Below are 15,940 nucleotides of genomic sequence, written 5' to 3' on the forward strand. Positions count from 1 at the left end.
GCGGGGATTTCGGCATGGCGCGGCAGGCCGGTTGGCTCTGGGGGCTTGTTCCGCTGTCCTTGATCTGGGCGGCCGCCAATGCGCTGAACACCGAGCCGGTGCGCCGGGACATCGAAGCCAGGGCGCTCGCGGCGAGCGCGGTGGCTGGAGCTGCCTCGGGTGCGCGTGGCATCGCGATCCGTGTCAGCGGTCGCGACGTCTACCTGGATGGCGAGGCCGTCACGGCCGACGGCGCCAGCAAGGCGCTCGCTCAACTTCAATCGGAATTCGGCGTCCGGCGCGTGCTCGGCGGATTGACGCAGGTCATCGCCCAGAAGCCCTATAGCTGGTCGGCGACACGGCAAGGTGACGTCCTGACTCTGTCCGGATTCGTGCCGGACGAGACGACGGCCATGGCGACCCTGGCGGCGGCGCGGGCACTCGGATCGCAGCTCAAGGTCGACGATCAACAGAAGGTCGCCTTCGGCGCGCCGGCCGGCTTCGCCGAGCTCGTGGCCGCGCTGATACGTGATTTCGGCCAGCTCTCCACCGGCAAGGTCGCCCTCGACGATTCCCGCTATTGCGTCGAAGGAACCGCCGCGACGCCGCAGGGCTTCCAGGCTCTGCGCGAGAGCGCTGCCGCGATCGCTCCAAAGGGCTTCACGCGCGTCGATTGCGCGCTCAGCCCCCCGATGATGGCGCCGTATCGCTGGAGTGCGGAGAAGAGCGCCTCGGGCTCCGTCACGGTCTCGGGCTATTATCCTTCCGATGCGGTGCGCCGCGAAATCGGAGGATTGCTCGGGCGAGCCTTTCCGGCCTCCGGAGCGGTGAGTGACCGGACGCTGCCGGCCGTTGGCGAGCCGGTTGCCTTTGCTGCCAGGGTGGCGCGCGCCATCGCCGATCTCGCTCGCTTGCGCAGCGGCAAGGCCGAGATCGAAGGCAGCGCCTATCGCATCTCCGGACAAGGGCCGGATCAGCATGAGGCCTGCGAGATGCTGAAGCTGAACATTGCGCAGGGCGATGGTCCCGATTCGGTTGCGCTTGCCAGCATCGTCTGCCCGCCGCCTCGGCCACCGGCTCCGAAGAGCGAGCCGGTACCCGCTCCATCGATCGATTCGAGTTCGTCCGGGCCCGCGACGCCGAGTATGCCAGCGGCTCCAACGCCGGCGCCCGCCGACCCGGCTCCCAGCGCGCCGAGCCCTGCTGTGACGGATGCGCCGCAAGCCCCGGCTCCTGTCGCGCCGCGGCCGCTGCAATGGCGCGCGGAGAAATCCGAGAGCGGCATCGTCCTCTCCGGCGCAGCCCCCGATGCCGCGGCCAAGGCGGCGGCGCTCGAAGCGGCGCGTGCGGCGCTGTCGGGCGGGGAGGTCGTCGACCGGACCGTGATAGAGCCGGGGCCGCGCATCGGCCCCGACTATGGCGAGGCGACCCGCTTCGCGCTCGGCCTCCTCGGCAGGATGGCGCAAGGCAGCATCTCGCTGGCCGGGGCCGGGCTCAGCCTCACCGGCGCGGCGGCGGACAAGGCCGGCTGGCAAGCTCTGGAGGAGACGCTGAGAGGGAAGACTCTGCCGGCAGGGCTCTCCGTTTCCGGCCGCCCGGCGCTGACCTTGCACAGCTACGGCTTCACCGCCTCGATCGACAAGTCCGGCGGCTATCTCAACGGTTACCTGCCCGATGCCGCCGCCAAGGAGGCGATCGCGGCGCTGATCGAGGCTTCGCCCTTGCGCGGCCGTGTCAGCGACGAGACCGAGATCCTGCCGGCAGCGCCGACCGGCTTCGGCGTCGCTGCGCGCGGGGCGGTGCAGGACCTGTTGCGGCTTGATCTCGGCTCGGCCAGCCTGATCGATCGTGAGGTCAATGTGCGCGGCTTGACCTGCCGCGCGCTGATCCGCGACGAGGTCGAGACCAATCTGGCGAGCGGCCTGCCGCAGGGCTTTTCCGGCAAGGCGGAGGTCGGCATGCGCCAGACCGGCTGCGTCATCGATCCGCCGAGCAATTGCCAGAACGAGCTCGATGCCTTGACCCAGCGCTATTACGTGATGTTCGGCCAGGGCACTGCGGTGGTGACGCTCGATCCGGTGACCGAGCGGGCGATGACCGAGGCCGCCGCCATCCTCAAGCAATGCCCGACCTCGCGCGTCACGGTCGAGGGCCACGCCAATCTCGATGGCGAGCGCAGCGGCTTCAACAATCTCGACCTGTCGAGCCGGCGGGCCTTGCGTGTCCGCGAGGAGCTGATCCGCCGTGGCATCGGCCCGGCCCAGCTCGAAATCAAGGGCTATGGTACGGAGCGGCCGCTGGTCGCCCATGGCGACGCGGAGGCGCGCGTGAAGAACCGCCGTGTCCAGTTCACTGTGGCGAAGTAGGAGGCGGCGATGCTCTATCTCGCGACCCAGTTCGCCTGGTTTCTTCTCGCTGCCTTTGCGATGGGCGTCGTTTTCGGCTGGCTGACCGGTCGAGGCGGCCCGCGTGGCTTCGCCAGCGGCCCGGTGATGGTCCTTGCGATCCTCTGGGCCGCCCTGGCGGGGCTGGTCTGGTTCCGGCTGGTCAACGACCAGGCGGCGTTCTGGATCGAGACGGCCTTGCTCTATTTGCTCGCTTACGCCGCCGGCTGCCTGATCGGCAGCTTGTTCGCCGGAGAGGGAGAGGCATTGCCTGCGCTCGCCGCGCCGGCGTCGCGCCTCGCTCTGCCGCAACCGGCGCCGGCTCTGCCGTCACCGTCCGTGCCGGCGGCTACCGCCGGCGCGCGAGCGGTCGAGCCGGCCCCCATGCCCAAGGTCGAAAACGAGGATGCGATCGCTGGCAAGCGCCCGGTCGGTTTCGCCGCCGCTCGCGGCGGACAGGCCGATGATCTCAAGCTGATCAAGGGCATCGGGCCGCAGAATGAAGGGCGCTTGCATGCGCTCGGCATCTGGCATTTCAGCCAGATCGCCGGCTGGACGCCTGAGAATGTCGAATGGGTCGGCACCTATCTCGCCTTTCCGGGCCGCATCGAGCGCGAGGACTGGGTGGTGCAGGCGGCTGCGCTGGCGCGGACCGCGACGACGGTCGAGATCGCTGCGGCCCCGCTCTCCGGCGCCGCACTTGAAGGCAGGCGCCCGGGCAATCTCCTGCCGGGTGCGCGCGGTGGCAAACCGGACGATCTCGGCCTGATCGACGGCGTCGGCTCGGCGATCGCCGAGAAGCTGAACAGCCTCGGCATCTGGCATTTCGACCAGATCGTCGCGCTGGGGTCGGACGAGCTGCGCTTCGTCGCCCATCACACCGGCTTTCCCGGCCGCGACATCGCCGAGCAATGGCAGGCCGAGGCGAAAATCCTCGCCGCCGGCGGCGAGACCGAGCATTCGCGGGCCGTCAAGGCGAAGCGCCGCAAGAGGAAGCGCTGAGCGGCTCAGGCCGCCTGCTTCTCGGCCTTCGCGATCAGCTTGCCGATGCGGCGGACCATGTCCTTGCTGCCGAGCAGGGGCGCATGGCCCTGGCCCGGTGCGGTGAATATCTCGCAGCGCGGATGGCGCTGCCCCATTTCCTCCAGCGTCTTCTCGGCCAGCAGGTCGGAATTCTCGCCACGGATCGCCAGCACGGGGATGTGGTTCAGTGCCGCGAAATAGGGCCAGAGCTCGGGGAGGGGCGCTTCGAGATCAAGCTCCTCCAGCGTCTTCAGCAGACGCGGATCATAGTCCGGCACCAGTGCGCCATTGCGCTCGGTCCAGGTCCGGCGCGCCATGATCTCCCATTCGGCCTCGCCGAACAGCGGGAATTGCTGGTCCGACAGCCGCTTCAGGATTTCGGCGCCCTCGGCGAAGCTGCGGGGCGTCGGCAGCTTGCCGACATAGCCGCGGATGCGCAGCAGGCCGCGCGCGTCGATCACCGGGCCGACATCGTTGAGGACGGCGCCGCGGATCGCCGCCGGGCGTGCGGCGCCGAGCGCCATGGTCAGGAGCCCGCCGCGCGATGTGCCGACGAAGACCGCTTCCTCGACGCCGGTTGCCGCCAGGACCTGCATGAGATCGTCGAGTTCGACGCGGATGTCGTAGTCGTGCCAGTCCTTGGCATAGTCGGAGCGACCGCGGCCGCGATAGTCGAGCGCCAGTACCCGCCGCTGCCCGTCCTCGGCCAGCGCCAGTGCGAGTTCATGGAAATCGGCGGAGGTGCGCGCCAGCCCTGCGAGGCAGATGATCGGCAGGTTGGGCGCCGCCTGCGGCCCGTACTCGCGCACATGCAGCTTCAGCCCGTCGCGGGCGCTGATGAAGAGGGAGCGAAAGCCGGTATCGGAATCCATGCGGGAGACTCAGGGCAACAAGGCGGGCAGGGCGCACCTAACCATGGCCGTGCCGGACGCGAAAGCCGACCGATGGCGGGGCGCTAAGACGCGCCCCAGCCCTTCAGCTTGGTGATGCAGCGGTTGAAGACTTCAAGCTCCTCTTCGGTGAGTGCGGAGAGGAAGTCGCGCTCCATCACCTCGCCCAGCCGGTCGGCCTCCTGCCTGACGGTCTCGCCCTTCGTCGTCAGGCGCAGCGCTACCCGTCGCGCATCGGCGCTTTCGAGATCGCGGCGGATATAGCCTTCGCCGATAAGCTTGCGCAGATGCTTGGAGACCAGCGTCTGCTCGATGAAGCTCGCCTCCGACAGCGCCTTGGACGACAGGCCCGGCTGGTCGCCGATCGTCCTGATCACCCGCAATTCGCGAATGTTCAGGCCGAGCTTGTCCTTGTAGACCCGCGAGGCTCTCGCCATCGCGGTCTGGTTGACCTGATCGATCCGGAAAGTCAGGAACGGTTCGGGCAGGGCCGGGACTCCTTCTCGCGCAGGCTGCCCCTTGTCCTACCCGACATCGCAGGCCCGGCTCAACGCCGGGTCTCGCCGCGATCGGCCTGCCAGTGCGCGATCAGCGCCAGGGCGGTGCAGGCGAGAAGGTAATAGGACGGCACGAGGTCTGAGCCCGTCTTTGCCACCAGCCAGGTCAGGGTGAACGGCGCGAGCCCGCCGAACAGCAGCACCACCATGTTGTAGGCGATCGACATGCCGGTCGAGCGGACAGTGGTCGGGAACATCCCGGCCAGGAGCCCCGGCGTCGGCGCCCAGATCGCGGCGATCGGCAGGGCGCAGATCGCCTGCACGATCAGCAGCCGCTCGAAGCTCGGCACCGCCACGACATAGGAGAGCAGCGGATAGGAGAGCAGCGCGAAGGCGAGCATGCCGCAGAGCCAGACGCGGCGCGGCGACCAGCGATCGGCGAGCTGGCCCATGATCGGCACGAAGATGAAGAGCAGGATGCCGCCGATCAGCGAGCTCAGCATGGCGCTGGTGAAGGGCAGCTTCAGTTGCCGCACGACATAGCCCGGCAGGAAGATGAACCAGACATAGTTCGAGGCGGTGCCGGGGATCATGATGGCGCAGCTCCGCAACAGGGCGCTGCGGTGCTCGGCCAGCACCGTCAGGAACGGTGTCTGCTTGACCTTCGGGCCGGCGTCCTTCTCGTATTCCGGCGATTCATCGACGAAGCGGCGGATATAGAAGCCTAGCGGCGTGATCAGCGATCCCAGCAGGAAGGGAATGCGCCAGCCCCAGTCCTGCAGGCTCTCGGGCGTCAGCAGCGTCGAGAGCGCATAGCCGGAGAAGGCAGCGAGCGCGAGCGCCAGCGCCTGCGAGCACATCTGGAAGCTGCCATAGAGCATCTTCTTCCGCGGCGGGGCGTATTCGACCAGCATGGCGGTCGCGCTGGCGAATTCGGCGCCGACCGAGATGCCCTGCAGGATGCGCGCGACGATGATCAGGATCGGCGCCAGGATGCCGATCGTGGCATAGCTCGGCGTCAGGCCGATCAGTACGGTCGAGAACCCCATGATCAGGATCATGACCGTCAGGATCGGCTTACGCCCGAAGCGGTCGGCATAGGTCGAGAGCAGCACGCCGCCGACCGGCCGCACCAGGAAGGAGATCGCGAACGTCGCCGCGGTCAGCAGCGCCGAGACCAGCGGGTCGGCGCTCGGAAAGAAGACCTGCGCGATGATGGTCGAGAAGAAGCCGTAGACCAGGAAGTCGTACCATTCGAGCCCATTGCCGATCACCGAGGAGATGACGGCGCGGCGGACCATCGAGGCCGAGCGCGGCTGGTCGGAGGCGATCGCGGCGGCAGTCATGCGCTGGCCCCTTCCATAGTCTGGCGTGTGGCGATGCGGGCGAGGATGCTGGCGCCGATAGGCAGCAGGCGGTCATCGAAATCGAAGGTCGGGTGGTGACACATCGCCCCGGGCTGGCCGAGGAAGATGTAGGCACCCGGCCACTGGTCGAGCATCAGCGCGAAATCGTCGGAGAAGGGCAGGGGCTTCATGTCGGTCTGGACATTGCCCGTGCCGAGCACCTCGCCTGCGGCGGTAGCCGCGGCTGCTGCAGCGCACGGATCGTTGACGCAGGGCAGGCAGCTGGCGGCTTGCGTGCAGGCGATGGTGCAGCCGGACATCGTCGCGAAGCCCTGGCAGATCGCGTCGAGCTTTTTCAGGATCAGCGCCTCGACCGCCGGGTCATAGGTCCGGATCGTGCCGGAAAGCTCGGCCGAGGCCGGGATGATGTTCGGCGCGGTGCCGGCTGTGAGCCGTCCCAGGCTGATCACCGCCGGCGCGAGGGGATCGACATGGCGGCCGACGATCGAGGAGATCTCGGTCGCGAGCCGTGCTGCGACCTGCAGCGGGTCGATCGTGGTGTGCGGCGCCGCGCCATGGCCGCCGACGCCATCGATCCTGATCTCGAAGGCGGCGATGCCGGCGAGCGTCGGGCCGGGCCGGACCGCCGCCGTGCCCTCGGCATAGAGCGGAATGGTGTGGAGGGCGTAGACCTCCGAGCAGGGGAAGCGCTCGAACAGCCCGTCCTCGATCATGCGCTTGGCGCCGAGTCCGACCTCTTCGGCCGGCTGGAAGATCAGATGGACCTTGCCGCGCTTCGGCGGGTTGGCGGCAAGGTGCCGGGCGGCGCCGAGCAGCATCACCGTGTGGCCGTCATGGCCGCAGCCATGGAAGCGGCCGGGCGCAGTCGAGCGGTAGTCGGCCCCGGTTTCCTCGGTCATCGGCAAGGCGTCCATGTCGGCGCGCAGGCCGATGGTCGGGCCGGGCGCTGCGCCTTCGATCACGCCGACGAGGCCGGTGCCGCCGAGGCCGCGATGTACGGTGACGCCGAACGAGGCCAGCGTCTCCGCCACGAAGGCCGAGGTCCTGACTTCCTCGAAGGCGGTTTCGGGATGGGCGTGAAGGTCGCGGCGCCAGGCCTGCAAAGTCGGCGTGTGCGCGGCAATGTCCGGCAGCATCTGGTTTCCCCCCTTTGTGATTGTGGGATCAGATACTTGAAAATTTCAAATATTGCAAATGGCAGGAATGATCATTGGGGGGAGGAGGGCCGTGGCGCAGCCAAGCGCAAGGTGCGGTTCAGTAGGCGGAGTGCGATGGGACCGGCGCGGGAAACCCCTCCCCCTTGCGGGGAGGGGCAGGGGCGGGGGGCGGAAAGTCAGAGCTCTACCCGGCCTATTGGGTAAATCCGCCCGTACAGATCGGCCTTGCACCCAGCCGTTCGCCCCCCAATCCCCATACCCTTCCCCGCAAGGGGGAAGGGAGGAGCCAAGGCAATCGGCCTGTCGCTAAAAAGAGAGGGGCGGGAGAGAGCCCCTCAATCCCGCTTGCCACCCCGTTTAAGATCGTAGTCGATCATATAGGCGGTGCGCTGGTTGAGGCGCTGGCGGTAGACCTGCAGGTTCTCCATCACCCGCTGGACGTAATTGCGCGTCTCGGTGAAGGAGATGCGCTCGACCCAGTCGACCGCGTCGACCTCGGGCGTGCGGGGATCGCCATAGGCGGTGATCCACTTCTTCACATTGCCGGAGCCGGCATTATAGGCGGCGAAGGTCAGGATATAGGAGCCGCGCCAGTCGCCGAGCAGGTCGTTGAGATGGGCCGCGCCCATCTTCGCCGAATAGAGCGGGTCCTTGGTCAGCTTGTCGAGCTCGAAGGGAAATTGCGCCCGTCGCGCCGTCTCGCGCGCCGTCGCCGGCATCATCTGCATCAGCCCGAGTGCGCCGGCATGCGAGACCGCGGCCGGGTCGAAGGCGCTCTCCTGGCGGGCAATGGCATGGACGATGGCGCGCTCCATCGGATCGCCGACCGACGGGAAGTCCGGGACGCCGAAGGTCGGGAAGGCGGCCTCGTCGAGCGGGAAGCCACGCTGCAGCGCGATCTTGCCGATGGTCAGCAGGGTCTTGGCGTCGCCGCGCTGACGAGAGATGTCGGCGATGGCTTCGAGCGAGGCGGCGTCGTGCAGGCGCTGCGACAGGTCGACCAGCAATTGCCCGGCGAGATCGGGCGCCTCGATCGCATAGAGCAGCTTGGCGGCCTTGAAGCCGGGCAGATGCGCCAGGGGCGCCGCCATGGTGCGTCGCACCGGCAGGTCGGTCAGGCCGAGCCGGGCGCGGGCGAGCTGGCCGTAATAGGCGACCGGGTGCTCGGCGGCTCGGGCGTAGAAGGTCTTTGCCTCGTCGCTCTTGTTCAGTGCGTCGGCGGCGCGGCCCTGCCAATAGGTGGCGCGGGCCACCGAGATCGGCGTCTCCGCGATCTTGGCGGCTTCGGCGAAGTGCTTCGCCGCTCGCTCGGCATCCTTCTCGAAACGCAGCGCGATCCAGCCGGCATGCCATTCGGCGTCGATACGCTCGGCCGTATCCTCGGCGCCATGGCCGGCGGCGACCGCATAGGCACCCTTGGCGTCGCCCTCGTCGAGCAGCTTGCGGGCGATCAGCCGGCGCTCCTCCCACCAGCCATCGCCATCGCCGAGCAAAGCCGGGTCGCGCGGCACCTCGGCGATCGCTTTCGCGGCGTCTGTCGGCTTGCCGGAGCGGCGCGCCTGCTGCGCCTGCAGGAAGGCGAAGGAGATGTCCTTCTTCAAGGCTGCCGGGACGGCGTCGATCTGCTTCTGCGCGATCGGCCCCTTGGCCCTGGCGCTGGCGAGCCGGACCTTGGCCAGGGCGACATAGTCCTGCGAGACGCGGGCGGCATTGCGCAGCGCCTCCTCGCTCTTCCCGCCGAAGAGATAGCGCTCGGTGCGCAGGCGATGATCCGCAGTGGTCAGCTTGTCGCCGAAATTGTCGAGCACGATCTTTTCGAGCCCGGCGCCGAGATGGTCCTTGAGCCAGGCCCGGCGCACGAGCGCCAGTGCCTCGTCCTTCTTGCCCTCGGCGGCGAGAGCGCGTGCGAGTGCGATGCGCCCGGCCGGGCTGATCGGCTCGCGGCCATGGAAGAAGGCCCGGACAGTTTCAGGGCTACGCCGGTCGTTGACCAGCGCCGCCTCGGCGCGGCGGCGGAACGGCGTCGTGCCGGGATAGTTCGGGAACTCGTCCAGGAATTCGGCGATGCGCTCGAAGCTCACCACATTGGACAGACTGCGCAGTGCGACCCATTCGAGCATGCCGCGCACCGCCTTGTCGTCGATGCGGCGGGCGATGGCGTCGCCTTCCTCGAGCTTGCCGGCACGATAGGCCGCGACCACTTTCTTCAGCGGCTCTAGGTCGATGCGCTCTTCCGGCCGGGCGATCTCGGCCGGCGGCACGGGCGATGCTGGCGGCTCGGTCTGCGGGGCGAGCGAAGCGGTGACGCCGACATCGACGCTCGCAGGCCCGGTGTCGGCGCCCGTATCGACCCTCGCCAGGCGCTCGATCTGCAATGGATGCGAGCCATCGGGGCCCGCAGAGCAGGGTCCGGCAGTCACCAGAATAAGCGTCAGGCCGGCTCCGAAGAACCGTCGGCCCGGCGATAGCGCCATCAAGGGATCCCCCCAAGCAAGCCGGATCGGTAGCAGAAGGCCATGCTCCAGGATGGAGCTTTATGAAGTCCTAACCATGCCGCCACGATTTTTGATGGGTTGCCGGCTTTGCGGACTGCGGCTGAAAGGCTATGTCTGTCGCCCCTTTCACGCCCAACTTTGTCGTTTTCAGGACCGTCCATGACCAAGCATGCGCCACTCACCGGTTCGATGCCCGCGCTGGTGACGCCGTTCAAGGGCGGCAAGATCGACGAGGCGACGTTGCGCGCGCTGGTCGACTGGCAGATCGAGAGCGGCTCGACCGCGCTGGTCCCGGTCGGCACCACCGGCGAGAGCCCGACGCTGAGCCATGACGAGCATGGCCGCGTTACCGAGATCGTCATCGACCAGGCCAAGGGCAGGGTGCCGGTCATCGCCGGCGCCGGCTCGAACAATACCACCGAGGCGATCTCGCTGGCGAAGCATGCCGAGAAGGCTGGTGCGCATGCCGTGCTGGTGGTCACGCCCTATTACAACAAGCCGACCCAGGAAGGCATGTATCAGCACTTCAAGGCGGTGAACGATGCGATCGGCATCCCGATCATCATCTACAACATCCCGCCACGCTCGGTGATCGACATGTCGGTGGAGACGATGGCGCGGCTCTATGAGCTGAAGAACATCGCCGGTGTGAAGGACGCGACCGCCAATCTCGCCCGCGTCTCGCAGCAGCGCCATGTGCTCGGCCCCGACTTCATCCAGCTCTCGGGAGAGGACATGACCGCGCTGGCCTATATGGCCGCCGGCGGCCATGGCTGCATCTCGGTCGTCGCCAATGTCGCACCCAAGCTCTGTGCCGATCTGATGACCTGCGCCCTCAAGGGCGACTATGCCGGCGCCCTGAAGATCCAGGACCGGTTGGTGCCGCTGCACGACGCCATCTTCAAGGAGCCCGGTCTCGCCGGCGCCAAGCACGGTTTGAAGCGCCTCGGCCGGATCGAGGAAGAGGTCCGCCTGCCGTTGCTGCCGGTCACGCCGGCGACCGGCGAAGTCATCCGCAGCGCCATGGTTCACGCCGGGCTGCTGAATGCTTAAGTGAGGTGATCGGTGCCGCCACTTTGCGAGCGCCGGTTGCCGGAGTGTTTCGATGAGTAAGCCTGATCCAGAGCGCTACAAGCTTGCGGCCGACAACCGCAAGGCGCGCTACAGCTATGCCATCACCGAGACCCTGGAAGCCGGCATCGCCCTGCAGGGCACCGAGATCAAGTCGCTGCGCGGCGGCAAGGCGACGATCGGCGAGAGCTATGCCGGGCCGATGGGCAACGAGCTCTTCCTGTTCAACGCCCATATCCCGGAATATCTCGAAGCCAACCGCTTCAACCATGATGTCCGCCGGCCGCGGAAGCTGCTGCTGCATCGCCGCCAGATCAACAAGCTGATGGGCGCGATCCAGCGCGAGGGTTTCACGGTCATCCCGCTCAAGGTCTATTTCAACGACAAGGGGCGGGCGAAGGTCGAGCTCGGCCTCGGCAAGGGCAAGAAGCTGCACGACAAGCGCGAGACCGAGAAGACCCGCGACTGGAACCGCGACAAGGCGCGAATCCTGAAGACGGGCGGCTAGAACACCGAAAGCTGGCCTAGCCCGCTAGTTCGTTGGGCTCGACGAAGCCTCCCTCCGGCGCCGGATGAGGCAGAGACCAGCCGAAATAGACCTCGACCTCGACGATCTTGCCGTCCCGGATCGTCATGACCTCGGTGTTGCGGAAGCTCTTGCCGCTGACAGCCTCGCCTTCATAGGTGACAAAGACCGTCTCGCCGATCGGCACGATGCGCTTGATCGTGCAGGCACGGATGCGAGCGCTGTTCGGCCAGCAGCGCTCGAAATAGGCGCCGCGGTCGAGCCGATTGTCGAGCGGGCTGCTGAAATGGAAGTCGGCATCGAGCAACGCTTCGATCGTCGCTCGATCCTTGTCGACATAGGCCTGATAGCAGGCGCGCGCGATATCGCTGGCATCGTCCGGCATAGGCTGCCCCTCACATCCCCATCACAACTGTAACGGGAAAGTGAGAGGCAAGTTCCGTAGCGTCAGCCCATCGCCTTCTTGAAGTTTTCGTTCGCCTTGTCCCAGTTCACCGTCTTCCACCAGGCGGCGAGATATTCCGGCCGGCGATTCTGGTACTTCAGGTAATAGGCATGCTCCCAGACATCGATGCCGAGAACCGCCTTGGCGCCGAGCTCCAGCGGCGTGTCCTGGTTGGCGGTCGAGATGATGGCGAGCTTCTTGTCCTTGTCGACGACGAGCCAGGCCCAACCCGAGCCGAAGCGCGTCGCGCCGGCCTGGTTGACCTTCTGCACCAGCTCCAGCACCGAGCCGAAGGCGCCGTCGATCGCGCTCTTGAGTTCTGCGCCAGGCTGCTGTGCTCCGCCGGGCGTCATCAGCTCCCAGAAGAAGCTGTGATTCCAGTGGCCGCCGACATTGTTGCGCACCGCGGTGCGGACATTGTCGGGGGCGGCGCTGAGATCGGCGAGCACCGTCTCGATCGGCGTCGTCCGCAACGCTTCCCATTGGCCGGCAGCGGCGTTGGCGCCATTCACATAAGCCTGATGGTGCAGCGAATGGTGGATGCGCATGGTCTGCGCGTCGATGACCGGCTCGAGCGCCTCATAGGCGTAAGCCAGCTTCGGCAGCGTGAAGACTGGCGGCGGCGCAGCCAGAGCCGGCGCCGCCTGCGCCAGGACCAAAGCCGGGCGGGCAATCACGAAGGCGGAACCGGCCGCGAGGCCGGTGAGAAAGCTGCGGCGTTCCAAGGCGTGCCCTCCGGGTGTCGTTGCGGAAACAGAGCTTGCGCGAGCCGCGGTCGCGGTCAAGTGCCCGCGGCTCAACGCCGCTGCTCCTCCAGCGACAACGCGGTAAGGCAGGGCAAGTTCAGCCTTCGGGCGGCTCGTCGCCCTGGCGGATGCCGTAGCGGCGCTCCAGTCCCGGATTGGCTTGCCCGGGCGCCCGCGCCGCGCGCTCGGCCGGATCGCGCCCGACCTTCTGCATCAGGCTGGCGAGCTCGACGAATTCGTCGCATTGCCGGCGCAGATCGTCGGCGACCATAGGCGGGTTGGTGTTGATGGTCGAAACCACCGAGACCTTGACGCCCTTGCGCTGCACCGCCTCGACCAGCGGGCGGAAATCGCCGTCGCCGGAGAACAGGTAGATGTGGTCGAGATGGGGGGCGAGCTCGAGCATCTCGATGGCGAGCTCGATGTCCATATTGCCCTTGACGCGGCGGCGGCCGGTCGCGTCGGTGAATTCCTTCGCCGCCTTGGTGATGACCCGGTAGCCGTTATAGTCGAGCCAATCGACCAGCGGCCTGATCGAAGTGTATTCTTCGCTTTCCACCAGCGTCGTGAAGTAGAAGGCTCGGATCAGATTGCCGCGGCCCTGGAATTCCTTGAGCAGTCGTCGGTAGTCCATGTCGAAGCCGAGTTGCTTCGACGTCGCATAGAGATTGGCTCCGTCGATGAAGAGCGCGATGCGCGGTTCACCTGCCATGTAATGGCTCCTGGCTTAAATCGGTCGATCAATAGGAATCGGCACGGATCAAGGTTGAATAATGTCAGGCTGGCGCTCCAAATCGAGCGCTCCTTCGGTGTTTATGTGGTGAAGGCGACGTACCGCGCAAGATTGTGATTGCATTTTGCCATTTACGCGTGCGGGCACGTAAATGTTCAGCTTTTGGGAAAGTCCAGGCCCATCTCGCGATAACGCTCCGGGTCGTCACTCCAGTTTTCGCGGACCTTGACGAAGAGGAAGAGATGCACCTTCGCCTCGGCCGCTTCGGCGATCTCGACGCGCGCCTTCTGGCCGATCGCCTTGATCGTCTGGCCGCCTTCGCCGAGCACGATCTTCCGCTGGCCTTCGCGCTCGACATAGATCGTTTGCTCGATCCGGACCGAGCCGTCGGGGCGCTGCTGCCAGCTCTCGGTCTCGACCGTCGAGCGATAGGGTAGTTCGTCGTGCAATCGCTCGAAGATCTTCTCGCGGGTGATCTCGGCCGCGAGGAAGCGCAGCGGCGCGTCCGAGATCTGGTCTTCCGGGTAGAGCCAGGGACCGGGCTTCAGCCGGTTCTCCAGCCAGCTCAATATGTCCTTGACGCCATAGCCGGTCAGCGCCGCGACCATGAAGGTCGCTTCGAACTTGGCCTGTTCGTTCACCGCCGCGGTGATGGCGAGCAGCTTCTCCTTCGGGATCGTGTCGATCTTGTTGAGGATCAGGAATTTCGGCTGCCTGAGCTCCGCGAGCTTTTCCAGCAGCGCGGTGTTCTCCTCATGGTCGAAGCGGCCGACATCGATCAGCACGCCGATCAGGTCCGCATCGGTCGCTCCGCCCCAGGCGCTCGTCACCATGGCGCGGTCGAGCCGGCGCTTGGGCGCGAAGATGCCGGGCGTGTCGACGAAGATGATCTGCGTCGGGCCGGACAGGGCGATGCCGCGCACCTGGGTCCGCGTCGTCTGGACCTTGCGCGAGACGATCGAGATCTTGGCGCCGACGAGCTGGTTCAGCAGAGTCGACTTGCCGGCGTTGGGCGCGCCGATCAGCGCGACGAAGCCGCAGCGGGTTTGCTGGTCGTTCTCAGCCATGGTCCGCCTCCGCCCCTTCGTTCCACAATCCCTGCCGGCGCAGGAAGGCTTCGGCAGCCGCCTGTTCGGCCAGCCGCTTCGAGCGCCCTTCCGCCTCCGCTTCCACCAATGAGCCGATCCGCACCGCGATCCGGAAGATCGGCGCATGATCCGGGCCGGAGCGGCCGCGCTCGGCATAGGTCGGCGTTGGATGGCCCTGGCCCTGCGCCCATTCCTGCAGGGCGGTCTTGGCGTCGCGCAGCGGCGTCACCGGCGTCAGCAGCCGCTCGCCGAAGCCGGCTTCGACCAACCTCCGAGCCGCCTCATAGCCGCCGTCGATGAAGACCGCGCCGATGACCGCCTCGCAGGCGTCCGCCAGGATAGCCTTGTTCTTGCGAGCGCCCGAGAGAATTTCACCTTCGCCGAGCCGCAAATGCGGGCCGACATCCCAGGCGCTCGCCACTGCGGCGCAGGTCTCCTTGCGCACGAGGTCGGCGAGGCGGCGCGACATGTCGCCTTCCTCGGCTTGCGGATAGGTGGTGAACAGCATGTCGGCGACGGAGAGGCCGAGCACGCGGTCGCCCAGGAACTCGAGCCGCTGATAGCTCGCGAGCCGGCGCGGATCGGCGCTCATATGGGTGAGCGCCGTCTCCAGCAGGGTGCGGTCGCGGAAGCGGTGGCCGAGCTTATCCTCTAGCCGCGAGAGCTCGGGCAGCTTGCGGCCGCTATCGGTGGGCTTGCTCACTTGATCGTCGAGAACATGCGGTTCCAGCGCACCGTCCAGGGCCATTCCCAGATGCGCCAGGCCGACGCGCCCTCGTCGATCGAGAAGAAGATGATCTCGGCGCGGCCGACGAAGTTCTCGAACGGCACATAGCCGACGCTGCGGTCGCGCGAATCGAGCGAGTTGTCGCGATTGTCGCCCATCATGAAGAAATGGCCGGCCGGCACCGTGAAGACCGGGGTATTGTCGAAGGTGCCGGTATCGCCTTCGCGCTCGATGATCTGGTGACTGACCCCGTTCGGCAGGGTCTCGCGATACTGGATCGCGTTCGCGGCGCGGCCCCAGGCGTCGGTGGTGACGAAATCGGCGATCCGTTCGCGCTTCACCGGCTGGTTGTTGATGTGCAGCACGCCGTCGATCATCTGGATCCGGTCGCCCGGCAGGCCGATGACGCGCTTGATGTAGTCGGTCGAATTGTCGCTCGGCAGCTTGAACACGGCGATGTCGCCGCGCTTCGGCTCGGCTGCCCAGATCCGGCCCTGGAACAGAGGCGGGCTGAACGGCATCGAATGCTTCGAATAGCCGTAGGTGTATTTCGAGACGAACAGATAGTCGCCGATCAGCAGCGTCGGGATCAGCGAGCCTGATGGGATGTTGAAGGGTTGGAACAGCAGGGTGCGGATCACGAGGGCGATCAGCAGCGCCTGGACGACGACCTTGATCGTCTCGAGGATGCCGCCTTCGTCCTTGGTCTTGCTCTTGATCTCGGCGTCGTTCGCCACGCGGGGCTCCTGCTGGCTGCGTTTCAACTGCGCGGTCTAGCCGACTATCGGGCGTCGGACAACGCGGGCGCGATA

General features: G+C 66.8%; 15 protein-coding genes. 4 read left to right on the plus strand and 11 right to left on the minus strand.

Annotated elements, in window-relative coordinates; all coding sequences use genetic code 11:
* The first annotated feature begins 14 nt into the window (after positions 1-14).
* Both ACQKLX_RS10590 and ACQKLX_RS10595 read left to right on the plus strand, forming a co-directional pair.
* Positions 15-2,345, plus strand: coding sequence for an OmpA family protein (locus ACQKLX_RS10590; protein ID WP_427361542.1), 2,331 nt, complete (start codon positions 15-17; stop codon positions 2,343-2,345).
* Between the two features lie 9 nt (positions 2,346-2,354).
* Positions 2,355-3,365, plus strand: coding sequence for a hypothetical protein (locus tag ACQKLX_RS10595; RefSeq protein ID WP_427361543.1), 1,011 nt, complete (start codon positions 2,355-2,357; stop codon positions 3,363-3,365).
* Positions 3,366-3,370: 5 nt separating this feature from the next.
* Here ACQKLX_RS10595 and ACQKLX_RS10600 read toward each other — a convergent pair whose 3' ends face one another.
* The 5 genes from ACQKLX_RS10600 to ACQKLX_RS10620 all read right to left on the minus strand — a co-directional run bounded on the left by ACQKLX_RS10600 (position 3,371) and on the right by ACQKLX_RS10620 (position 9,672).
* Positions 3,371-4,258 (minus strand): alpha/beta fold hydrolase, encoded by an 888-nt coding sequence (locus ACQKLX_RS10600; RefSeq protein WP_427361544.1) that lies wholly within the window; start codon positions 4,256-4,258, stop codon positions 3,371-3,373.
* An 83-nt stretch (positions 4,259-4,341) separates the two neighbouring features.
* Positions 4,342-4,713 carry a MarR family winged helix-turn-helix transcriptional regulator gene (locus ACQKLX_RS10605; protein ID WP_427361545.1) on the minus strand — a complete coding sequence of 124 codons (372 nt, stop codon included), beginning with the start codon at positions 4,711-4,713 and terminating at the stop codon, positions 4,342-4,344.
* Positions 4,714-4,823: 110 nt separating this feature from the next.
* Entirely contained in the window at positions 4,824-6,119 is a 1,296-nt protein-coding gene (locus ACQKLX_RS10610) for an MFS transporter (protein WP_427361546.1), read from the minus strand.
* A complete protein-coding gene (locus tag ACQKLX_RS10615) occupies positions 6,116-7,276 on the minus strand; it encodes an amidohydrolase (protein ID WP_427361547.1) in 1,161 nt (386 codons plus the stop codon). The genes ACQKLX_RS10610 and ACQKLX_RS10615 overlap by 4 nt, the downstream gene beginning before the upstream one ends.
* Positions 7,277-7,632: 356 nt before the next feature.
* Complete coding sequence (locus ACQKLX_RS10620; protein ID WP_427361548.1) at positions 7,633-9,672, minus strand: lytic transglycosylase domain-containing protein; 2,040 nt, start codon at positions 9,670-9,672, stop codon at positions 7,633-7,635.
* 279 nt (positions 9,673-9,951) lie between these two features.
* Here ACQKLX_RS10620 and dapA point away from each other — a divergent pair, with 279 nt between their 5' ends.
* On the plus strand, positions 9,952-10,845 hold the full coding sequence (gene dapA, locus ACQKLX_RS10625; protein WP_427361549.1) for a 4-hydroxy-tetrahydrodipicolinate synthase: 894 nt from the start codon (positions 9,952-9,954) through the stop codon (positions 10,843-10,845).
* 52 nt (positions 10,846-10,897) lie between these two features.
* Positions 10,898-11,371 (plus strand): SsrA-binding protein SmpB, encoded by a 474-nt coding sequence (gene smpB / locus ACQKLX_RS10630; protein ID WP_137883819.1) that lies wholly within the window; start codon positions 10,898-10,900, stop codon positions 11,369-11,371.
* 16 nt (positions 11,372-11,387) lie between these two features.
* On the opposite strand, the gene ACQKLX_RS10635 is transcribed toward smpB, so the two are convergent.
* The 6 genes from ACQKLX_RS10635 to lepB form a co-directional block, all read right to left on the minus strand.
* The gene (locus ACQKLX_RS10635) at positions 11,388-11,774 is read right to left on the minus strand and encodes a nuclear transport factor 2 family protein (protein WP_427361550.1); all 387 of its coding nucleotides are present in this window, start codon (positions 11,772-11,774) and stop codon (positions 11,388-11,390) included.
* A gap of 62 nt (positions 11,775-11,836) precedes the next feature.
* Positions 11,837-12,559: a superoxide dismutase gene (locus ACQKLX_RS10640; protein WP_427361551.1), complete on the minus strand. Its 723-nt coding sequence runs from the start codon at positions 12,557-12,559 to the stop codon at positions 11,837-11,839.
* 118 nt (positions 12,560-12,677) lie between these two features.
* A complete protein-coding gene (locus tag ACQKLX_RS10645; RefSeq protein ID WP_427361552.1) occupies positions 12,678-13,292 on the minus strand; it encodes a LabA-like NYN domain-containing protein in 615 nt (204 codons plus the stop codon).
* Between the two features lie 176 nt (positions 13,293-13,468).
* Complete coding sequence (era, locus tag ACQKLX_RS10650) at positions 13,469-14,380, minus strand: GTPase Era (RefSeq protein ID WP_427361553.1); 912 nt, start codon at positions 14,378-14,380, stop codon at positions 13,469-13,471.
* Positions 14,373-15,104: a ribonuclease III gene (gene rnc / locus ACQKLX_RS10655; protein ID WP_427361554.1), complete on the minus strand. Its 732-nt coding sequence runs from the start codon at positions 15,102-15,104 to the stop codon at positions 14,373-14,375. Before rnc ends, era begins: the two co-directional genes overlap by 8 nt.
* Entirely contained in the window at positions 15,101-15,865 is a 765-nt protein-coding gene (lepB, locus tag ACQKLX_RS10660; protein ID WP_427361555.1) for a signal peptidase I, read from the minus strand. The genes rnc and lepB overlap by 4 nt, the downstream gene beginning before the upstream one ends.
* Positions 15,866-15,940: the final 75 nt, after the last annotated feature.

This window comes from Allobosea sp. NPDC003192 (assembly GCF_050275675.1).
In the GTDB taxonomy this organism is placed as follows: Bacteria; Pseudomonadota; Alphaproteobacteria; order Rhizobiales; family Beijerinckiaceae; genus Allobosea.

What these genes read in the sequence shown, in the direction of transcription:
- ACQKLX_RS10595 (WP_427361543.1), top strand. Translation starts at nt 2,355, where the DNA reads ATGCTCTATCTCGCGACCCAGTTCGCCTGGTTTCTTCTCGCTGCCTTT.
- dapA (WP_427361549.1), top strand. Translation starts at nt 9,952, where the DNA reads ATGACCAAGCATGCGCCACTCACCGGTTCGATGCCCGCGCTGGTGACG.
- smpB (WP_137883819.1), top strand. Translation starts at nt 10,898, where the DNA reads ATGAGTAAGCCTGATCCAGAGCGCTACAAGCTTGCGGCCGACAACCGC.
- ACQKLX_RS10605 (WP_427361545.1), bottom strand. Translation starts at nt 4,713, where the DNA reads ATGGCGAGAGCCTCGCGGGTCTACAAGGACAAGCTCGGCCTGAACATT.
- ACQKLX_RS10635 (WP_427361550.1), bottom strand. Translation starts at nt 11,774, where the DNA reads ATGCCGGACGATGCCAGCGATATCGCGCGCGCCTGCTATCAGGCCTAT.
- ACQKLX_RS10590 (WP_427361542.1), top strand. Translation starts at nt 15, where the DNA reads ATGGCGCGGCAGGCCGGTTGGCTCTGGGGGCTTGTTCCGCTGTCCTTG.
- ACQKLX_RS10645 (WP_427361552.1), bottom strand. Translation starts at nt 13,292, where the DNA reads ATGGCAGGTGAACCGCGCATCGCGCTCTTCATCGACGGAGCCAATCTC.
- ACQKLX_RS10615 (WP_427361547.1), bottom strand. Translation starts at nt 7,276, where the DNA reads ATGCTGCCGGACATTGCCGCGCACACGCCGACTTTGCAGGCCTGGCGC.
- era (WP_427361553.1), bottom strand. Translation starts at nt 14,380, where the DNA reads ATGGCTGAGAACGACCAGCAAACCCGCTGCGGCTTCGTCGCGCTGATC.
- ACQKLX_RS10600 (WP_427361544.1), bottom strand. Translation starts at nt 4,258, where the DNA reads ATGGATTCCGATACCGGCTTTCGCTCCCTCTTCATCAGCGCCCGCGAC.
- ACQKLX_RS10610 (WP_427361546.1), bottom strand. Translation starts at nt 6,119, where the DNA reads ATGACTGCCGCCGCGATCGCCTCCGACCAGCCGCGCTCGGCCTCGATG.